Raw genomic sequence first — 20,188 nt, 5'->3', positions numbered from 1 at the left:
GTCTCGATCTTTATGCGGAGCGGGCCAATTCAGGTTCGCGTTCGACCACTGGTGGCACGGCCGCGATCTTCATCGGCTCCTGTGTGTAGTGGAAGTGCGGGCGTCGGTGCCCGAGGAAGGATCCGAACCACGACATGACTGCGACGTACCGGTTACGGAAGCCCACCAGGTACATCACGTGCACTGCCAACCACATGAACCAAGCGATGGTGCCCTTGAGTTCGATCTTGCCGACACGAACAACAGCACTGAAGCGGCTGATGATCGACATACTGCCCTTGTCCCGGTACTTGAAAGGCGTTCCCGCCTTACGCTTTCCATTGACGATCTTGGCTGCGTGACGGCCACCCTGCATCGCGACGGGCGACTGACCCGGAAGGCCGTTGAGCGAGGTCATGTCGCCGATGGCGTAGACGTTGGCGAAACCGCCGACCGTGAGGTCGGGGTTGATGAGGAGTCGACCGGCGCGGTCGGACTCGCAACCTGTTGCCTCTCCGAGCACTGCGGCAAAATCGTTGGCCCGAACGCCGGCCGACCAGATAACGGTCTCGGCGTCGATGCGCTTCTCTTCCTTGGTCTTTGCCGAGGAGACGGTGACACCGTGCTCGTCGATGGCGGTGACCATGGTGTTGAGAACTACCTCGACACCCGACTTCTCGAGCGAGTTCTGGGTGTACTCACTGAGCTTGCCGCCGAAGGCCGGCAACGCGACGCCGGCGCCTTCGACCATGGTGACGGTGACTTCGTCGGCGCTGATGTTGTTGATGGCCTTCGCGAAGTAGCGGCGCGCCAGTTCCTTGATCTGTCCAGCGAGTTCGACACCAGTGGCGCCGGCACCCACGACGACGAAGCTGAGCAGGTTCTTGCGCATCAGCGCGTCGTTGGTGGTGTGAGCTTCTTCGAAGCAACGCAGGATCTGCTTGCGCAGGATCTCGGCATCTTCGACGGTCTTGAGCTTGTAGGTGACCTTCTCGAACTCGTCACGGCCGAAGTACGCCTGCGTGGCGCCCGTGGCTGCGATGAGTGAGCGGTATCCGAGCGTATGCCGAGTTCCCGAAGCCTCGTAGACGATGGTGTTGTCTTCGGCATTGACCTCGACGACGCGGCCGAGGCGCACGTCGGCGTTGGGGTACTTCTGCAGGATCGTGCGGATGGGGGGAGCGACCTCGCCGGCCGACAGAACGCCCGTCGCCACCTGGTAGAGCAGCGGCTGGAACAGGTGCTCGGTGGTCGCGGAGATGAGGACAAACGGCGTCTTGGACTTCGCGAGCGTCTTCGCGGCAGCGAGGGCTCCGAATCCCGAGCCCACGATCACGACCTGAGTCTTCTCGTGTCCAGCCGCGTCGATATCGGCGCGACCCGCAGCAGTTCTATCCACAACAAACTCCTCAAGCAAATTGAAAGTATGACTATTACCGTATGGAACTGTCATGGGTCAGGTCTAGCTAGCTGCAGTATTCGCAAGACTGTTATCTCGATTGCTCATAAGTAAGCTGTCGCTATGGACTTTCGCCAACTCAAGTACTTTCTCGTCGTGAGCGAGGAACTCAGCTTCAGCCGGGCTGCCGAGCGCTGCTTCATCTCGCAGTCCGCGATCAGCCATCAGGTGGCACGGCTCGAAAAGGAGCTCGGCGCGACGCTCTTCGAACGGTCCACCCGCTCCGTGCGACTGGCCCCGGCCGGGTCGCGTCTGGTCCCCATCGCGCAGCAAGTCCTCAGCCTGGAGACCATGGCGTACTCCGTGGCTCGCGACCCGAGCGCGCGTATCCGGATCACCGGAAACATGAGTTTTGCGGGTCAGACGTTGGACGCCATCGCCCACGTTCGCGAACGCCATCCGGACTTGGACGTGGAGTTCGTGATCAAGAGTTTTGCGCACCGGATGGACGCGGTGGCGTCGGGCGACGCCGATATTGCGCTCATTCGCGGCAGTGTTGATCGTCCGGGCCTGGAACCCATCGACCTCGGCGTCGAGGATCTGCTGATCGTCATGTCGAGCCGTCACCCGCTGGCCGGCCAGCAGAGCGTCGACCTCAACGATCTGGCCGCATATCCCCTGCTCCTGCCGCCGCGCCAAAGCCAGGTGCTGATTCACCAGGTTGTAGAGGACGCGTTCCGGGAGATCGACCGTCGGGTGCAGTTGGGTCCGGCAATTCCGAGTGACCACACCGCCACCCTGGACGTGATCACCAACCCGAACGCGTGGACGTTGCTGTATTCCATCACGGCCGGCGAATCGCCTCGGGCGGGCATCATTTTCATGCGAGAGTCCCACGGACGCTTACGAATCCCCGTGTCGGGTGTGACGCGCAGCGGTACCGCACACCCGCCGGAGTTCAATGATCTGATTGACGCACTAAAAGACGCGATCCGGCCCTGATCCTGAAGGATTTCACTCGCTCAGCGAACGAAATCCTTCACAATCACCGGGCCGGACCGCGCCTTCGGGCTAGGTCTTGCTAGTCACATCCACCGCGCTGTCGACAACAACCTCGCTGGATGTCGACTCGGATTCGGTCTTCTCCAACTCGACCGGCTTGTCACCGGCAACAACTTCTTCCGTGTCAGGTTCTGCCGGCAGTGGCTTCTTGAGGCTCAGGATGATCGAACCTGCCAACACCACGATGATCACGGCAAGGCTTACCAGAGACGGGATCTCGGGGATCGACGTGTTGATCACCTTGTGGCTGGCCTGCAGGATCAGCTTGACGCCGATGAAGGCGAGGATGATCGAGAGACCCTTCGAGAGGTAGTGGAACTTCTCGAGCAGACCGGAAAGCAGGAAGTACAGCGCACGCAGACCCAGAATCGCAAATGCGTTGCTGGAGTAGATGATGAACGGATCATCGCTCACTGCCAGCACAGCGGGAACGCTGTCGACTGCGAATACGAGGTCGGCAGCTTCGATAGCGACAACAACCGCGAACAACGGTGTTGCGACGCGCTTTCCGGCTTCCTTTACGAAGAACTTGGTGCCGGCGTACTCGTCACGAACCGGCATGATCTTGCGCAGCAAGCGAACTGCCACGGATGTACCGGGATCAAAGCTCTCGTCCTCGTCCTTGAGCAGCTTGTATGCGCTGTAGAGCAGGATCGCTGCGAACACGAAGAGGACTGCGGTGAACTTGCTGACGATCGCAACGCCGGCGGCAAGGAAGATACCGCGGAAGATCAGGGCACCGATGACACCGAAGAACAGGACTCGGTGCTGGTACTCACGCGGCACCTTGAAGTAACCGAAGATCAGGGCGAACACGAAGAGGTTGTCAACGGAGAGGCTCTTCTCCAGTAGCCAGGCCGTGGTGAAGTCGACGCCCGAGTCCACCCCCAAGGTCAGGGTGACTACCACCGCGAAGATCAGCGACAGGCTGACCCAGAGCGCGCTCCACCAGGCCGCTTCCTTGAACCCGATGACGTTCGCGCCGCGGTGAGCAAGCAGGTCGATGAGCAGCATGACGACGATGACTGCGGCAAACGCAGCCCACGCCCAGATGGGAACGGACACGGGGTCTCCTTCACTGATTCTGGACGGCCGTTTTGCCGTCTTCACCAGTGTTCCTTGCCGACTTCAATCCATCACGGTCCAAATAGCGATGACTTTTCACGCCAAACTTGCCGGATTCCGGCAAGTTTGAGCAATTTTGAAGAATCACGGCCCGTCAAGTTGTTCTAGCCTGAAGTTATGAGCACCTCGCTGTACTACTCAGCCACCCGCCCGCGACCGTTGTCCGTAGACGAGAGGACCGAAATCGACCGTCTGATCGCAGTACACAACGACGAGTTTCCTTTCGACGCCGAAGTTCTGGACCTGTATTCCTCGGACATCCCGAACACGGTTGTCAACGGATCGACCAAGATCTCGAACGACCCCACCGAGATCGTGCCTTCGCTCGTCTACTGGTTCAACGCGCTGACCGAACTGCGACGAACATTGCCTGACGCGAAATGGGATGTCTCGCTGGACGACACCCCGGTCGACTGGGATGACGAGTCAGGCTACTCACTTCCGGGGCTGCCGGATATCAGCTGAGCGGCGTAGCGGGCCAATCGAGCAGCTTTGCCCCGAGCACTGCTGCGTGCAGCGCAAAACTGTCGTTGGGGTCGTTGACGTTCTGACCGGTGAGCTCGCGGATGCGGTCCAGCCGATACGTCACCGCGCGCACCGATAGATGTAGATCACGGGCGGTCTTCGCGGTGTTTCTTCCGGCCGCGAAGTAGGCGAGCAAGGTGTCCACCATCGGCGCCGCCCCTCCCCGCGCTTCGAGCAGCGGCGTGAGCAGTGTCGAGATCAGGTCGGTGACTGCCGGTCGGTCATTGACCAGAACGCGGTAGACCAGCAGATCGCGGGCGTCGATCACCGGGGAATCCAAGGACAGCCGCTGAGCCAGATCATGGGCGTCGAGCGCTTCGCGGTACGACGCCACCACCCCGGCGGCTGTGGTGCGCGGCCGACCGACTGCGATCTGCCAGGCACCGTCCATTGCGCGTCGTTGCAACTGCACTCGCCCGTCGCCACTGGTTCTGGGGCCGAGAGCCGACCGAATGCCGTGCAGCACATGGTCGATTGCCTCACGATCGGGAGCGGCAAAGACCACCACGAGATTGCCGCTCTTACTGGCAACCAGAGCATCCGAGTCACCCTTGCTGCCGAGGACTGCGCGCTCGACGGCTTTGACCAACGAGCTGTCGTCGGTGAAATCACGGGCGGCAGTTACTACCGCCACAGCGTGGGGCCCGGTGAGATGGAGGCCGAATCCTGAAGCGCGGCCCAGCAATCCGACAACATCTGCGCCACCGGCCAACAGGTCGTCCACGAATTCGCGTCGAGCAGACACCTGCGAACGCACGAGTGTTCGTCGGGCAAGCTGGTATCCCTCTGCCAATTCGGCCACCGCGTCGTCCACAGCACGCAGCATCACTTCGCCGGCAGCAACAACCGCATTCGGATCCGATTGCGCTGCAATGACAGCGGGCAACTCACGCCACAGACGCCAAGCCGAGGACAGGTACAGATCAAGCAAGGCCCGCAGTGCGACGCCCTGGCCCGCGGCTTCCTCGCCGCGAGCACGGAAACGATGGAGAGCCCGACGCTGTAGCGGCTTACCCTCACAGACGGCGACACTGAGTACTTCGAGGAAGTCCCCCAGCAGCTCGACGGGCAGGCCACCGGCGTCGTCTGCCCCTGCGACGGCTACCAGCCGAAGTACATCTGTAGGCACACCGGTTCCGTTCACCTCCGCATTCTCTCACTGCGAAGCGTCAGGACAGACGCATCGAACCCGTGTCGATGTAGCGCTGATGGAACGAGAAAGCCTCGCCCAAAATGTGGGGAGTCTGCCCCGCACCCGGCTGCGCGTCGGCGCGGGCAACGTAGTCGCTGAGCATCGCCCGGAACTCGGGGTGCGCGCACTTGTCGATGATCGACCGAGCTCGACGACGGGGTGACAGTCCACGCAGATCGGCCAATCCCTGCTCGGTGACAATCACCTGGGTGTCATGCTCGGTGTGGTCGACGTGCGGAACCATCGGGACGATCGCCGAGATCGCGCCACCGCGGGCCGTCGACGGGCTCAGGAACATGGAAACGTAACCGTTGCGAGCGAAGTCGCCCGAACCACCGATACCGTTCATGATCTTCGTGCCCATGACGTGCGTCGAGTTCACGTTTCCGTAGATATCAGCTTCGAGCATGCCGTTCATCGCGATGATGCCGAGCCGACGAACTACCTCGGGGTGGTTGCTGATTTCCTGCGGACGCAGCGTGATGTGGTTGCGGTAGAAATCGACATTCGCGGTCAGTTCCTCGATGCCCGCTTCGGTGAGAGCTAAGGCCGTCGACGAGGCATGGGCGACGGTTCCGTCCTTGATCAACTTCAGCATGCCGTCCTGAATGACCTCGGAATAGCAGGTCAAGCCTTTGTACGATCCGCGGTCGAGGCCACCGAGCACAGCGTTGGCGACGTTGCCGATGCCCGCTTGCAAGGGCAGGAGGGTGTCGGCCGGCATCCGACCGGCGCGAACTTCGTGGGCGAAGAAGTCCAGGACGTGATCGGCAATAGCTTCACTGACGGCGTCGGGCGCGGTCAACGGACTCGCGCTGTCGCGGCAGTTGGTTTCGACGACGGCAACGACCTTGGCGGGGTCGACACGGAACGTGGTCTGCCCGATGCGATCCTCGACGCGAACGATCTCGAGGGGCTTACGGTTCGGCGGCAGAGCGGTGCCGTAGTAGACGTCGTGCATGCCCTCCATAGCTGCGGGCACCCACGAGTTGACCTCGAGGATGACTTTGTCTGCGACGTCGAGCCACGTCTTGTTGTTGCCGATCGACGCGGACGGGATCAGCTCACCCGATTCGGTAATGCCGGCTACCTCGACAACGGCGACGTCGACATTGCCGTAGTACCCCTCCCACACCTGCTGAGCTACGTGAGAGAGGTGGATGTCGACGTAGTCCATCCGGCCGTCGTTGATGCGCTTCCGGGCTGTCGCCTCCGACTGGTACGGCATCCGGAGTGCGATGCCGTCGACCTCTGCGAGCAGTCGTTCCGTCTCGGTGGACACGGACGCGCCGGTCAGGAGATTGATAGTGAAGTTCGATCCCTCGCCGCGAGTGTGGTGGATGCGTTCCGCCAAGGCGGGAATGATGACCTTGGGTGTGCCGGCGCTGGCAAAACCGCTGATCGCGACCGTATCTCCGGGGTGAATGAACTTCACGGCATCGGCAGCTGACGTTACTTTCGACGCGAAGGCAGTGCTGCGAATGCGGCCCGAGGCGATGGGCTCACCCAATGAGGAAGTCACGCCAACAGGATAAACAGTGCTTGTCGAGAAGAATTATCGGGATTGTCGAGACAGAATTACCGAGACATGATACGCACACACCGGCCTGAACGGAGTGCCTGTGAATTCCGAACCACCCACCGTCGCGCTGACGCTTGACGCACTTGCCGCGCGAGCAGTCGCATTGATGGCTGACAATCGCCGATTCATTCTCGGGATCACCGGTCCACCCGGCGCCGGGAAGTCCACGGTGGCGAGCGCCTTGGCTGGATCGCTCGGCCCTCGCTCCGCTCTGGTCGAGATGGACGGATTTCATCTCGCCAATCGCGAACTGGAAAGACTGGGCCGCCGCCACAGAAAGGGTGCACCGGACACCTTCGACGCCGATGGATATGCGGCACTGCTTCATCGACTGAGGACATCCGACCGCGAGATCTACGCTCCCGCCTTCGACCGCACCCTCGACGAGTCGATCGGCAGTGCGGTCGCGATCGGACCCGAAACCACGCTGATCATCACCGAAGGCAACTACCTACTGCTCATGGAAGGACAGTGGCCGGTAGCGAGACAGGCCGTCGACGAGGTTTGGTACCTCGACGTCCCCGCGGGGACGCGGACCGACCGTCTCGTGCGCCGCCACTGCGGGTTCGGAAGCAGTCCCGATGTAGCCGAGCGATGGGTGCGCGACGTGGACCAACCGAACGGGGACGCCATCGAAGCAGTTCGCTTTCGCGCGGATCTGATCGTGCGACTGACCACCCAGTAAAACGTCGCCCCCAAAAATTCATGCTGCGCTATTAGACTCCGAATCGACCAAAAAGCCCCTGCGTGACGAGAGGATTCCGGCCATCGCGCACCGCTCGATTCGGTACATCGCAGTCTTGGTGGTCTGCATGTTCACGCTCGTCATTTCCGTCTCCAGCGCAGCGGGCACCGACGCAACGGTCAGCCCCGTTCGTATTTCCTACGCAGCCGACGCCGATACATTCGGCGATCTGTATCTTCCACCCGGCGACGCCGGTTCACTGCCCGTCGTAATCCTGGTTCACGGCGGCGGTTGGGCACAGAAAAGCAACCTCGAATACGCGGGCGCGTGGGCACGAACGTTGACGCCGTACGGAATTGCAGTGTGGAACATCGAGTATCGACGCGTCGGCGGGCACGGAGGTTGGCCCACCACTTTGTCCGACGCGGTCTCTGCCACCAACGCCTTGGCTACCGTCGTGCAGGAAAAGGCCGGGGGCCGACTGGATTTGAATCGCGTTCATATCGCCGGCTACTCCGCAGGCGGGCAGCTGGCGGCTTGGGCAGCGTCGAGGTCAAGCCAGGGGGCCGACGCTCCCGAACCGAAACTAGAGGTGCCGATCCGCTCGGCAACCATTATGGCCGGGGTGTTCGACATGGAACTCGCGGCCACAGTCGGCCAGGATCGATTTGTTCGAAACCTATTGGGCGGCATGCCCACTGACTATCCGGACCGCTACCGCATCGCCTCACCGATCAAGCATCTGCCGATCGACATCCCTGTCACCGCACTGCATGGAAGCAATGACCGAGTTGTCTCCATCGAGCAGAGTCGCCGATACTTCGATGCCGCCCGCGCAGCTGGCGACAATGTCGACCTGATCGAGCTTCCGAACGTCGGGCACGGCGAATTCGGCAATGCCGAATCTCCCGCCTGGGCTATCACCAAGCAAGCAATTCTTGATCACGTCGCGGGCAAGTAAGCAGGTAAACGAACCCGGTTTCCAACACGCTGATCGCAAATAATTAGCTGAAACCGCGACAATGACGTACGGTGGGGTTATCAGAGGGTCGCCGTCAGTCTGGCAGCCGGTCGCTCGTCCAGGTTCAAACCACCAGGGCAAGCATCCAGTTCGGTAATATCCGCACCTCTGATCACTACGCATTTTCATCAGTCCCGCAGATTGTTGACCAGGCCGAAGACCCCGCTGAGATCCATCGGGTCCGCCGCCAATCGCGTACCGACTGCACCAGTATCAACTAGCGCTAACTACCGCGTGAGCTCTCAGCTCGCGCGGCTCAAGAGGAATATCCATGCACAACACCATGATTCATACCGACCAGCACAAGACCACGGATCGAACCCGTGTGCGCGCACTCGAAATCGTCTGCACGCTGTACCGATGCACCACCGACGAAGCCGCTGCGCTGTTGGTCGAGCATTCACAAACCAACCACATCAAGGTCTCCAACCTGGCCAAGGCCCTGGTTGCACTCATCGACGATTCGTCGTCGAACTCGATGTCCGAAAGCGCGTCCACTCTGGCTGCACATTTCTGGCTTCGCGAGATCCGGAACCTGAGCCAGACCCAGCGTCGTAGCGATCACTTTCATCGACACCTCGTCAGCGCCTGATCTTTCCCGAAAAACAAAAGCTGGGGCAGTACACGGAAATCGTGTACCGCCCCAGCTTTGTTTTCTCGGAAATCAAACAGACTCGGACGCCTTGTCCGCGTCAGACTCCGAGGCGTTGTGGTCGACGTCGGAGGTCGTTACCTCGTCCACATGCTGCGGCGCCTTGACCAGGCACGCGATGCTCATCAGGCACATCGCGACCAGGAGGGCGATGACGGGCCAGATGCTGCCAGTCGCCTTGTACATGAGCGTCGACGCCAGCGGAGACAGACCACCGAAGATCGCGCCGGCGCCCTGGTAAGCCAGCGAAATGCTGGTGTAGCGGGCCTGCGGCTTGAACATCTGTGAAAGGACAGCCGCGATCGGACCGTAGGTGGCGGCCAGAACCAGTCGCATTGCCGCGAAGGTCAGGAAGATCAGGAATACCGATCCGGACTCGAGTACCAGGAACTGCGGAGCTGCCAGAAGGGCGACAGCAGCCAGACCCCAGACGACGACGCGGATGCGGCCCACCTTGTCGCCGAGCCAGGCGACTCCGAGTGTGGCGATCAACTCGACCACCGCGGCCACGCTCAGCGCGTTGAGGATCAAAGTCTCGGACAACCCGATTTCGGGACCGGTCGCGTATGCCGTGATGAATGTCGTCACCAGGTAGTACCCGCCGACCGCGACGGGCAGAATGCCGATACCCAGCAGGATGGGACGCCAGTTGGTCACCACCGCGTACTTGAGCGGCAACATCTCGGGAACATCCGCGGACTTGACCTCGGATTCGAAGACCGGTGACTCCTCGACCTTCAAGCGCACCACCAAGCCGACGAGAATAAGCAACGCGGAGCACAGGAAAGGCAGGCGCCAAGCCCAGTCGCGCAGAGCGTCGTCCCCGAAGGTGGAGAGAATGCTGAAGAAGCCGGTGGCCAGCAAAGCGCCGGCCGGGTTACCCAGCTGTGCAAATCCTCCGTAGAACGTCTTCTTGTCCTCGGGGGCGTGCTCGACGGCCATCAGGACCGCGCCTCCCCATTCGCCACCCACGGCAAAACCCTGGACGAAGCGGAGCACAACCAGCAAGACCGGTGCCCAGAAGCCGATGGAGGCGTAGGTGGGCAGCATGCCGATCAGGAAGGTGCCGGCGCCCATCAGTGTCAGAGTGACGACGAGGGCGGTCCGTCGACCCATCTTGTCGCCGACGTGACCGAACACGATTCCGCCAAGTGGACGTGCGAAGAAACCGACCGCATACGTCGCAAATGCTGCGGCGACGCCTGTCAGTCGATCCGTTCCGGGCGGGAAGAAGATGTCGCCGAACACCAGGGCTGCCGCCGTGGCATAGACGTAGAAGTCGTACCACTCGATGGTTGTGCCGACGAATGCTGCAAAACCCGCCTTGCGGGCTTTGACTAGTTGTTGCTCTCGGTTCATGGCTGTTCCTCGGTGGTCGAAGTGTTCGACGATAGGTGGTTATGTCCTGAATGTGCGAGTTCGCCGTCGATCCAGGTCTCCCGGACATCGATCTGAGCGATCGTGTCGGCGGGAACTGCGAGAGGGTCCGCACCCAGAACAACGAAGTCGGCACGCTTGCCGACGGAAATGCTGCCCAACTCCGCTTCCCGGCCCAGCGCTCGCGCGCCGTTGAGGGTGTGAGCCTGGAGCGCCTGGTCAGCGGTAATGCAAAGAGCCTGCGAACCGAGTTGGTGGCCCTGACGCGTCACACGCGTGACAGCTGCCTGGATCGCCTCGAGAGGCTTCGGCTCGGCGACGGGTGCGTCGGAGCTGATGGTGACGGGAACCTCAGCGGCAATGAACTCTCCGAGCGGGTTGAAGCGCTCACCCGGAGTTCCGATCGCCGCGGTGACGCCTTCGCCCCAGTTGTAGTAGTGCTGCGGCTGGTTGACGGGGTAGACGCCGGCCAGGTTCATCCGGGCAATCTGCTCCACCGTCGGGAGTCCGCAATGCTCGATGCGGTGACGCGCGTCGGCGTCGGGATGTGCCTTCTGCGCGGCCTCGATGGCGTCGAGCACCATGTCGATGGCCGTCGGCGACTGAGCGTGCGTCGCGGTCTGTAGGCCTACTGCGTGCGCCTTCGCGATCAGAGCCGAGTAGTCCTCGGGCTCGTGGTACAGCTGCCCGGTACGGCACGGATCGCCCACGTAGCCGTCGGGGAAATAGGCCGTCCAGCCGCCGAGTGTGCCGTCGGCATAGAACTTGATGCCACCGAACGCCAGACGCGAATTGCCGAAAGCGCCATGCATTCCCGTGTCGATGACGTGATCGAGAAGGTGACTGAGCATGTACATGCTGACGCGTGTCTTCAACTGATCCTGTTCTGCCAGACGCAGATACATGTCGAATTCACGACGCGTCACCTGGCAGTCACCGATGGTGGTGACGCCGCCGGCGAGGAACTTGTCCTGCGCAACCGACAGTTGACGAAGGTGCTCTTCAGGCTCGTCCTCGAGGTGGAAGTTGGGGCCATGGTGGCCGACCTTCACTCCGTTGACCCCGGTCAAGATATTGCACGCGGCGTCGGAGAGTTCACCCGTCAGTTCACCGTCGGCATCACGGAAGAATTCGCCACCGTCGGGATTAACTGTGTCCCTGGTGATTCCATGCTTCTCGAACGTGAAGGAGTTGACCACTCCGCCGTGACCGCTGGCATTCATGAGGTAAACCTCGCGGTCGGTGCCGACCAGATCGAGTTCTTCCTTGAGCGGATGACGACCTTCGACGAGGTTGCGATGCTCGTAACCGTATCCACGAACCGGCACACCTTCCGGCGCACTCTGCGCAGCTTCTTGAAGCAGCGCAATGATTTCCGGGATCGAGGATGCCTTCCCGGGGCCACAGTCCACCCAGCTGAGCATCTGGCCGTACATCAACGGATGCGCGTGCGGATCCACGAAGCCGGGCACCACGGTTGCACTGCCCAGTTCCACCACTGCAGTAGTCCGCGCACTCAACCGGCGCGCCTCGGCACGGCACTGCTCGAGAGTTCCGACAGCGGCGAAACGATTGCCGAAGACAAGGAAGGCTTCGGGAGCGGACGCCTGCTCGTCAACGGTGTGGATGGTGTCGGCCGTGAAGATCGTGGCCGTCGCGTCGAGCGGTGATGCTTCGTGGGTGTGCAACTTGCGCATGAGGGTCCTTCGTGAAGATCGTGGTGCAGGTCACTAGTGCAATGAGCGAAAACTACGCCCTGACCAGCAGGGTTGCAACGCACCAAAGTCTCATACCGTGCGGCCTACAGCGTTTATGTTCACATTTGTGATCACTTTTGCACTTATTCGCATAAATACAGGCCGTGTGCGATTCTTATTATGGTTGGTATCGACACAAAAATCTCTGAAAAAGTTGAGGCACAGTGACCGTAGATCTGGATTCCAAGCTCATCGCGGCACTTCAGAAGAACGGCCGAGCCACCTACCGTGAGCTGTCCGCAGCCGTCGACGCACCCAGATCAGCCGTATCCACCCGGGTCCAGTGGCTGGTGGAGTCGGGCACCGTCGCCGTGGTCGCCGTCGCGCATCCCCAACTCCTCGGACTGAAAGCGCTGGCACACGTATCCATTGCCGTGTCCGGCTCACTCACACCAGTCATCGACACATTGATCGAATCCGAATCGGCTGTGTACATTTCGGCAGTCAGCGGGCAGTACAACGTGATTGCGGAACTTCGAGTCCCCAACCACGACGAGTTGTACCGGGCAATTGCCGAACTCCGCTCACAGCCGGGAGTGAGATCTGTGAGCACCTTGGTCTATGTCGACGTTGTCCGGGGAATCTTTATGCCGGACAGCGCTTTACAAGCAGATATACGACTCGACTCGGTAGATATCGCATTGATCGAACTGCTAGAAGGCAATGGACGTATGCCGTTTCTCGAACTGGCCGAACACGCCGGGCTCTCGCCGAGTGCCGTACGCAATCGCGTCAACCATCTGATCGCGAGCACCGCACTTCGCGTGGGAGCCGTCGTGAAGCGTCGCGGCGGCGGGCGCACTCTCGCAATGGGCATCGGAGTAAATCTCGGCTCCCGCGACGACGCCGCCGTGTCCGAAATCGAGGCGCTGCCGGGAATCGAATTCCTGGCTCGGACGCTTGGTCGCTACGACGTCATCGCGACGGTTGCCGCCAATTCGTCCAACGATCTCCACGCACTGTCCGAACGCATTCGGGGAATCGACGGCGTCAGTGGCTTGGAGTCCTGGGCGCACCTCGAGGTCTTCAAAGAGCACTACGCGCGCAGCCTCGACGTTCGGGACTGAATCGGGTTTTCTCTTCGAGCGGAAGGGGCACCCCAGAGTGGGCACCTGACCGGAGGACCGAATCATGACCGCTCACATCGCGTTACCCAGTGCGTCGACGTGCCAACGTTATGTCGTCGCAGTCGCAGCCTCGGTATTTGCCGAATCTGTTGTCTGGTGCGATTGTCCCGCGTTCGACGCAGTTCTCGTATTGCCCGGCGAACTTCCCCCTCACAGTGGCCACCGAGCGGTCTTGGCCTGGAACCACTATTTCGGTTGGGCTCTCGGCGTCGAAGACACACCGAACTCGTCGTTCTCGGTCATCGAATGCCTCGGACTCGGCCGCATGCCCGATCCCTTCGTGTGTGCAGACCGGACAGTCGAATTGATAGCGCAGGCCACAGACTGACTCTCCTCATCGGCGCCTGACCGCGCGGGCATACTATCGAGCGCGAGTTCGTACGCCCGACGAAGGAGACCGACATGGACCCGTCCCCCAGGCCTGTCGGCCAGATCGCCGACATCGAGGTCGAACCGGACGGCAAAGCGACACTGCGCACTCGGCAAACTCCTCGAAGTGAGCGTCGCGCGATCGGCAAGAACCTTCGCAAGCAGGTGCCGCGATCCGCGCTCGGAGATTGGTCTCCCCCGACCACTCGTCGCGATCCCGTAGATCAGGTGAATACCGCCCACGAGGGTCGACTCGATTGGCTGGTTCCCATCCGGGTCGGACGCATGGTTGCGTCGCCGTACGGATTCCTTCGCGGCACAGCAGGTTTGATGGCCGAAGACCTTTCGACGTTGCCGTCTACCGGCATCAATCCCGTCATTTGCGGCGACGCGCATGTCGGTAATTTCGGTTTCTACGGCTCCCCCGAACGCGAACTGGTCATCGACCTCAACGATTTCGACGAAGCTCATCCCGGTCCCTGGGAATGGGATCTACGACGGTTGGTCGCGAGCATCTGGGTGGCCGGCCGCCAGAACGGCTTCACTGAAAGCCAGTGTGAGAGTGCAACAGTCTCGTGCACCTCGGCGTATCGCAACCACCTGGCCACACTCGCAGAACGCCCACTCTTCGGCCGATCGTTCGACCGCGTCAATCTCGACGGCCTCACCGCCCACGTCACCGATCCCGGACTGCAGGCAGAGATCGCGCGTGCCGCCGGGCGCGCCCGCAAACGCACCAGCGATCATGCGCTGTCTCGCTTCACCGTCCAAGAATACAGACAGCGAAAACTCCTCGAAAACCCGCCGCTGACTACTCATCTCACCGATCGGGACACCGGTTTCTTACTGCAGGGGCTGGATGAGTACCTCGAAACCCTTGCGCCACACTGGCGGCGAGTGGTTTCCGGCTACAACGTCGTCGACGTCGCTCATCGCGTTGTTGGCGTCGGTAGCGTTGCACTCCGCGCCTATGTCGCGCTCTGCGAAGGCAGCATCCCGGACGACGTTCTGTTCCTGCAACTCAAGCAGGCTCGCCGATCCGTCGTCGCCCCGTTCGTTCACGGCAAGTCCGCGTGGCATGACCACCAGGGGCGACGCGTCGCCGAGTATCAGCAAGCCCTTCAAACCGTCAGCGATCCCCTGCTCGGCTGGTGCACGGTCGATGATCGCCAGTACTACGTCCGCCAGTTCCGCAACATGAAGGGTTCGGTGGATCTCAACAACATCGACGCGTCGGCGCTGACCGACTACGTTGCGATCTGCGGTCGACTGTTGGCCAAGGGTCATGCCCGGACCAGTGGCGCGTCATTGATTTCGGGATACCTGGGCTCCTCCGACGTGGTCGACACCGCACTCGCCCGCTTCGCGCGACTGTATGCCGACCAGACGGAACGAGATCACTCAGAACTGCGTAAAGCTGTTGCCAGCGGCAGGATCGCCGCCGAAACCGGTATCTGACATTTTTGCACCTCGGTGGTGTTCATCACGGATAGATGCATACCCCCGGGGGTATCTGGCACTATGGAGTTCGAACCCAGCAGACCAGGAGCGCACAGATGATTCTCGAGCAGTACTACATCGAATGCCTCTCGCACGCCTCTTACCTGATCGGCGACGAGAGCAGTGGAACGGCCATCGTCGTCGACCCCCGCCGCGACGTCGACGACTACCTCGAAGACGCAAAGCGCTACGGCCTGAAAATCGTGGGAGTCGTCAACACTCACTTCCATGCCGACTTCGTCTCCGGCCACCTCGAACTGCGCGACGCCTCCGATGCCTGGATCGCTTTCGGCGAGCCTGCTGAAACCGAGTACCCCATCAAAAGACTCGCTCACGGCGAGCACATTTCACTCGGCGAAGTCGATATCGAGATCCTCTCGACGCCCGGTCATACCTGGGAATCGATCAGTCTGTTGATCCGCGAAAACACCGACGCCGTACCGACTGCAGTACTGACCGGCGATTCACTGTTCATCGGCGACGTCGGACGCCCCGACCTCGCCAATCTCGGAGACGGGACCAATACTGATCTGGCGCGAGCGATGTACCGAACCATCCACAATGTCCTTCTGGCACTGCCGGATTCCGTGACCGTCATGCCTGCACACGGCGCCGGTTCATCCTGCGGCAAGAACATGTCGGACCAATTGACCTCCACTATCGGTGAGCAACGACGCACCAACCCCTCCGTCGCTCCGATGAACGAAGACAGCTTTGTCGACATGATCACCAACGGACAGCCTTCCGTTCCGTCGTACTTCGCCACCGACGTCGCGCTGAACAAAAGTGCCCTCACGCTACTCGATCCCGCACGGGTTGTTCCGGAGCTGAGCGACGCGGATCTACGAGCCGAAATATCTTCAGGCACAGTAATCCTCGACGCTCGCAACGTCGAGGACTTCGCGGCCGGCCACCTTGCCGGAACTGTCAACGTCGGATTCGACGGACGCTTCGCAGAGACCGGAGGTATGGTGGCCGAAATCGGCGACCGGATAATCGTCATCACCTACCCCGGAGAAGAGCAGGAAGCCGCTAAACGCCTGTCACGCATCGGATCCGACAACGTCATCGGTTTTGTCAACTCCTTCGCCGACGGCACCTTTCCGGCGGAATTGACCGACCTCGTGCAGACCGCTCCGCGCACCACCGTGTCTGAGTTGGCACAATTACTCGCCGACGACGCCGTCACCCTCGTCGACATTCGCAACCCCGGTGAGCGAGAGTTCGGCACCATCGCCGGCTCTGTATCTATACCTCTCGCTCAATTACGCTCTCGGATAGACGAATTACCGACACATCGTCCCGTGATCGTCCACTGCGCCGGCGGGTGGCGATCCAGCGTCGCCGCTTCATTGATACGCGCACAGGGCCTCGAACATGTCAGTGACCTGGCCGGAGGTTACAACGCCTGGCTCGACGCTTAACCATCCACCATTTGAAGGAGAAGACCATGTGTTCCCCCGCCACCTGCTCTACCTGCTCGAAAACCACCTGGAGCGGCTGCGGCCAGCATGTCGACGACGTCATGAGGTCGGTGCCCTCGGCCCAGCGTTGTACGTGCGAGCGCCCGAGTGGCTTCTTCGAGAACTTGTTCCGGCGGTAGGTAAATGACGCTCACCCTGACCCTGGCACTGGGTTCCGTCATCGGGATCCTGCTGGGGCTTCTCGGTGGCGGCGGATCAATACTCGCAGTTCCGGTCCTGGTCTATGCCTTGGGCATTCCCCTCGAGCAAGCCGTACCGATGTCATTGTTGGTGGTCGGCATCGCGTCACTGTTCGGTGCCATCCCCAAAGTTGCCGCCCGACAAGTTCAATGGCGCGTAGCCGCAGTCTTTGCCGCCACCGGGTTTCTCGCCGCCTTCGCGGGCGGTGCAGTAAACCGGATACTTCCTCCCGCTGTCACGATGACGGGCTTTGCCGCGGTCATGGTTGTCGCGGGAATCCGGATGCTGTCGGAAACCTCCGGCACCGGAACCGCGTGCCGCGTCGAAGGCTCGGGCATCAACTGGCGTCGGTGCACCTCGCGCGCCATCCCCGCAGGCCTGGGTGTCGGGTTCCTGACAGGACTCTTCGGCGTTGGTGGTGGCTTTCTCATCGTCCCGGCGCTGGTATTGCTGCTGGGTATCGAGATGTCCGTCGCGGTTGGCACGTCGTTGGTAATTGTGACCGCCAACTCCGGTTCGGGCTTGGTCGCTTACCTCGGGGATCTCACCCTGGACTGGGGAGTGGTCGCGGCATTCACCGTCACCGCAATCGCTGGGTCACTTGTAGCCGGCCGGTTCGGCCAACGCATCGACAGGGCTCGTTTACAGAAGTGGTTCGCCTACTTGATCTTCGCGGTCGCGGCGTTTGTGGTGTTCCAGGTGATTGTGGTTACCTGAGCGCACATAACCGTCGCCTAGGCGATCAAGTCCACCTACGCTCAAACCATGTTCATGCGCAGCGCGAAGACCTTTGTCCCCGATGCACTTCGTGGATTGATCGCGTCCACCGACGATATTGCCTGGAATCCCGACCCCGGATACCTCACGCGGGCACAGCCTCTTCCGCGCGGGCAAGTCGCCATCGTCTCTGGCGGCGGATCGGGACATGAACCGCTGCATGCCGGATTCATCGGCGCGGGCATACTGACTGCCGTCTGCCCCGGCCTGGTATTCACCTCACCCAACGCGCTCCAGATTCACGAGGCGTCCAAAGCCGTCGACGTCGGCGGGGGTGTCCTGCACATCGTGAAGAACTACACCGGCGATGTCATGAATTTCGGTATCGCACGAGAGTTGCTGCGTGAGGACGCCATTGACGCTGATGTTGTCCTGGTCGACGACGATGTGGCCTCGGAACGAGCTGACGGCAGCGGCCCCGGGCGTCGAGGCACTGCAGCCACCGTCGTAGTCGAAAAGGTATGCGGCGCAGCGGCCGATCGCGGCCACAGTTTGCCGGAGGTGGTGCGGATAGGCCGACGAGTTGCCGAATCTGCACGCAGCATGGCCGTCGCACTGGCACCGTGCACGCTCCCGGGCGCAACGGAGTCGTCGTTCGACCTGCCGGCAGGCCACATGGAACTGGGGATCGGAATCCACGGCGAGCGCGGTCGGGAACGCGTCGACGCTCTGCCAGCACCCGAACTGGTACGTCGACTGACCGATCCGATCATCGACTCACTCCAACTTGTCCGCGGCGATCGTGTGATCGCTGTAGTCAACGGCTTGGGCGCCACCCATCCGCTGGAATTGCAGTTGTTGTTCGCAGAACTCGGAGAATATCTGGACCAGAAGGGAATTCGCATCGAGCGTCCGATGGTCGGAACTTTTGTCACGGCGCTCAATATGGCCGGAGCCTCCATCACCCTCGTGCGGGTCGACGACCAAGTCCTCGAATTCTGGGACGCTCCGTGCAGTGCTCCAGCATGGCCCAATTCGCCGGCAAGAACGTACTCGGCAGTTGGTCCGAGCGGATCCTTCGGCCCCTCGTACACCCCTCCCTCAACCCCGAGGGGCGACGAATCAGCAGGACCTTGGGTAGCCGATTGGGCTCAGAAGGTGCTCGATCAGGAACCAGCACTCACCGACTTGGACCGCCGAGCCGGCGACGGCGACTTCGGAACCAACATGGTGGCGGCCCTTGAACAGTTGGACCTCACTGCGATGAGGGATTCCTACTCCACGTCAACCGCATTCGATGCTATTTCGCAGGCATACCTCGGGCACGCAGGCGGGACGTCCGGCGCATTGTTCGGCATCTGGTTCCGGCATTTCTACCGCGCAGCGGGCAACGGGAGGTTCGATCTCGCGGCCGTCACCACCGCTGCGCGAGCCGGCCTCGACAACATCACCACCCTCGGCGGTGCACGCCCCGGCGACAAGACGATGGTGGATGCGATAGTCCCCGCCGTCGAGGCACTCGAGGAAGCAGTTCGGTCCGGCACCAAATACGACACCGCACTGCACCAGGCTGCAGACGCCGCCCACGCCGGCGCCGAATCAACTGAAGCGATGATCGCCAATCGAGGCCGCGCAAGTTACGTGGGTGAGGCCGCGCGCGGGGTGATCGATCCGGGCGCGCTGGTAATTGCCTGGTTCTTCGAGTGTGGGGCGGGTCACTAAACATCAGTTAAAGAAGTGTGGTTAATCTGGCATCACACGCACGTCGCTTGTGACCTGTCTGGAAAGCACAGGATCGCATGACAACCAGGAGCAGCCAATGCTGAGCACGATGCAAGACGCCCCACTCTCCATTGCTCAAATTCTGCGCCACGGCGCCGCGGTGCACGGCGATGCCGAGGTTGTGACCTGGACTGAAGCCGGCCCTCGCCGACTGACCTATGCCGAGGTCGGGAAGCGCTGCGCTCAGCTCGCTCACGCTCTGCGCGGATTGGGCGTCGACGGAGACCAGCGCGTTGCCACGTTCATGTGGAACAACTCCGAGCACCTCGAGGCGTACCTGGCCATCCCTTCGATGGGCGCCGTGCTCCACACACTCAACATCCGGTTGTTCCCGGAGCAGCTGATCCACGTTGCCAATCACGCCGAAGATCATGTGATCATCGTCGATCCGTCCATCATCCCGTTGCTCGCACCGCAGCTGCCTTCGCTCACGACGGTCAAGCACATCATTGTGACGGGCTCCTCCACTGCGGGCCTCGAGGCTCCCGCGGGCGTCGAGGTTCACACGTACGAGGGCCTGATCGCCGAGCAGCCGACGGAGTTTGCGTGGCCCGAGGTTGACGAGCGCAGCGCTGCCGCGATGTGTTACACCTCCGGCACCACCGGAGATCCCAAAGGTGTTGTGTACTCACATCGTTCGATCTACTTGCATTCCATGCAGGTCTGCATGAGC

19 protein-coding genes are annotated in these 20,188 nt (G+C 61.4%); 13 read left to right on the top strand and 6 right to left on the bottom strand.

Annotated elements, in window-relative coordinates; all coding sequences use genetic code 11:
• Positions 1 to 10: 10 nt before the first annotated feature.
• A complete protein-coding gene (locus QM600_RS01355; RefSeq protein WP_283259689.1) occupies positions 11 to 1,378 on the bottom strand; it encodes an NAD(P)/FAD-dependent oxidoreductase in 1,368 nt (455 codons plus the stop codon).
• A 123-nt stretch (positions 1,379 to 1,501) separates the two neighbouring features.
• On the opposite strand from QM600_RS01355, the gene QM600_RS01350 reads away from it, so the two are divergent.
• Positions 1,502 to 2,380, top strand: coding sequence for a LysR family transcriptional regulator (locus tag QM600_RS01350; RefSeq protein ID WP_094270418.1), 879 nt, complete (start codon positions 1,502 to 1,504; stop codon positions 2,378 to 2,380).
• A gap of 69 nt (positions 2,381 to 2,449) precedes the next feature.
• On the opposite strand, the gene QM600_RS01345 is transcribed toward QM600_RS01350, so the two are convergent.
• The gene (locus QM600_RS01345; protein WP_283259688.1) at positions 2,450 to 3,505 is read right to left on the bottom strand and encodes a TerC family protein; all 1,056 of its coding nucleotides are present in this window, start codon (positions 3,503 to 3,505) and stop codon (positions 2,450 to 2,452) included.
• Positions 3,506 to 3,682: 177 nt separating this feature from the next.
• On the opposite strand from QM600_RS01345, the gene QM600_RS01340 reads away from it, so the two are divergent.
• On the top strand, positions 3,683 to 4,030 hold the full coding sequence (locus QM600_RS01340; RefSeq protein WP_283259687.1) for a hypothetical protein: 348 nt from the start codon (positions 3,683 to 3,685) through the stop codon (positions 4,028 to 4,030).
• On the opposite strand, the gene QM600_RS01335 is transcribed toward QM600_RS01340, so the two are convergent.
• Both QM600_RS01335 and scpC read right to left on the bottom strand, forming a co-directional pair.
• Positions 4,023 to 5,234 carry a PucR family transcriptional regulator gene (locus tag QM600_RS01335; RefSeq protein ID WP_283259686.1) on the bottom strand — a complete coding sequence of 404 codons (1,212 nt, stop codon included), beginning with the start codon at positions 5,232 to 5,234 and terminating at the stop codon, positions 4,023 to 4,025. The genes QM600_RS01340 and QM600_RS01335 overlap by 8 nt on opposite strands.
• A 25-nt stretch (positions 5,235 to 5,259) precedes the next feature.
• Entirely contained in the window at positions 5,260 to 6,804 is a 1,545-nt protein-coding gene (scpC, locus tag QM600_RS01330; RefSeq protein ID WP_502942842.1) for a succinyl-CoA:acetate CoA-transferase ScpC, read from the bottom strand.
• Positions 6,805 to 6,904: 100 nt separating this feature from the next.
• On the opposite strand from scpC, the gene QM600_RS01325 reads away from it, so the two are divergent.
• The 3 genes from QM600_RS01325 (at position 6,905) to QM600_RS01315 (ending at position 9,162) form a co-directional block, all read left to right on the top strand.
• A complete protein-coding gene (locus QM600_RS01325) occupies positions 6,905 to 7,549 on the top strand; it encodes a nucleoside/nucleotide kinase family protein (RefSeq protein ID WP_283259685.1) in 645 nt (214 codons plus the stop codon).
• Positions 7,550 to 7,676: 127 nt separating this feature from the next.
• The gene (locus tag QM600_RS01320; protein WP_283259684.1) at positions 7,677 to 8,510 is read left to right on the top strand and encodes an alpha/beta hydrolase family protein; all 834 of its coding nucleotides are present in this window, start codon (positions 7,677 to 7,679) and stop codon (positions 8,508 to 8,510) included.
• A 331-nt stretch (positions 8,511 to 8,841) separates the two neighbouring features.
• Positions 8,842 to 9,162 (top strand): antar domain protein, encoded by a 321-nt coding sequence (locus QM600_RS01315; RefSeq protein WP_283259683.1) that lies wholly within the window; start codon positions 8,842 to 8,844, stop codon positions 9,160 to 9,162.
• A gap of 72 nt (positions 9,163 to 9,234) precedes the next feature.
• On the opposite strand, the gene QM600_RS01310 is transcribed toward QM600_RS01315, so the two are convergent.
• Positions 9,235 to 10,581 carry an MFS transporter gene (locus QM600_RS01310; protein WP_283259682.1) on the bottom strand — a complete coding sequence of 449 codons (1,347 nt, stop codon included), beginning with the start codon at positions 10,579 to 10,581 and terminating at the stop codon, positions 9,235 to 9,237.
• A complete protein-coding gene (locus QM600_RS01305) occupies positions 10,578 to 12,296 on the bottom strand; it encodes an amidohydrolase (protein ID WP_283259681.1) in 1,719 nt (572 codons plus the stop codon). Before QM600_RS01305 ends, QM600_RS01310 begins: the two co-directional genes overlap by 4 nt.
• A gap of 224 nt (positions 12,297 to 12,520) precedes the next feature.
• On the opposite strand from QM600_RS01305, the gene QM600_RS01300 reads away from it, so the two are divergent.
• The 8 genes from QM600_RS01300 to QM600_RS01270 form a co-directional block, all read left to right on the top strand.
• Positions 12,521 to 13,423, top strand: coding sequence for an Lrp/AsnC family transcriptional regulator (locus tag QM600_RS01300; RefSeq protein ID WP_283259680.1), 903 nt, complete (start codon positions 12,521 to 12,523; stop codon positions 13,421 to 13,423).
• 64 nt (positions 13,424 to 13,487) lie between these two features.
• Positions 13,488 to 13,811 (top strand): DUF6292 family protein, encoded by a 324-nt coding sequence (locus tag QM600_RS01295; protein ID WP_283259679.1) that lies wholly within the window; start codon positions 13,488 to 13,490, stop codon positions 13,809 to 13,811.
• Positions 13,812 to 13,885: 74 nt separating this feature from the next.
• Positions 13,886 to 15,310 (top strand): DUF2252 domain-containing protein, encoded by a 1,425-nt coding sequence (locus QM600_RS01290; protein ID WP_283259678.1) that lies wholly within the window; start codon positions 13,886 to 13,888, stop codon positions 15,308 to 15,310.
• A gap of 98 nt (positions 15,311 to 15,408) precedes the next feature.
• Positions 15,409 to 16,776: a rhodanese-like domain-containing protein gene (locus QM600_RS01285; RefSeq protein WP_283259677.1), complete on the top strand. Its 1,368-nt coding sequence runs from the start codon at positions 15,409 to 15,411 to the stop codon at positions 16,774 to 16,776.
• Between the two features lie 26 nt (positions 16,777 to 16,802).
• Entirely contained in the window at positions 16,803 to 16,955 is a 153-nt protein-coding gene (locus QM600_RS29745; protein WP_502942841.1) for a DUF8730 family Cys-rich protein, read from the top strand.
• A gap of 4 nt (positions 16,956 to 16,959) precedes the next feature.
• Positions 16,960 to 17,733, top strand: coding sequence for a sulfite exporter TauE/SafE family protein (locus QM600_RS01280; protein ID WP_283259676.1), 774 nt, complete (start codon positions 16,960 to 16,962; stop codon positions 17,731 to 17,733).
• A gap of 48 nt (positions 17,734 to 17,781) precedes the next feature.
• Positions 17,782 to 19,455 carry a dihydroxyacetone kinase family protein gene (locus tag QM600_RS01275; protein ID WP_283259675.1) on the top strand — a complete coding sequence of 558 codons (1,674 nt, stop codon included), beginning with the start codon at positions 17,782 to 17,784 and terminating at the stop codon, positions 19,453 to 19,455.
• Between the two features lie 97 nt (positions 19,456 to 19,552).
• Positions 19,553 to 20,188: AMP-binding protein (locus tag QM600_RS01270; protein ID WP_283259674.1), on the top strand; the 636-nt coding region annotated here is incomplete at its 3' end.

The organism is Rhodococcus sp. IEGM 1379, from assembly GCF_030056815.1.
Lineage (GTDB): Bacteria > Actinomycetota > Actinomycetes > Mycobacteriales > Mycobacteriaceae > Rhodococcus_F.
Note: the sequence above shows the minus strand (reverse complement) of the source record. Positions and strands in the feature narration are given on the sequence as shown.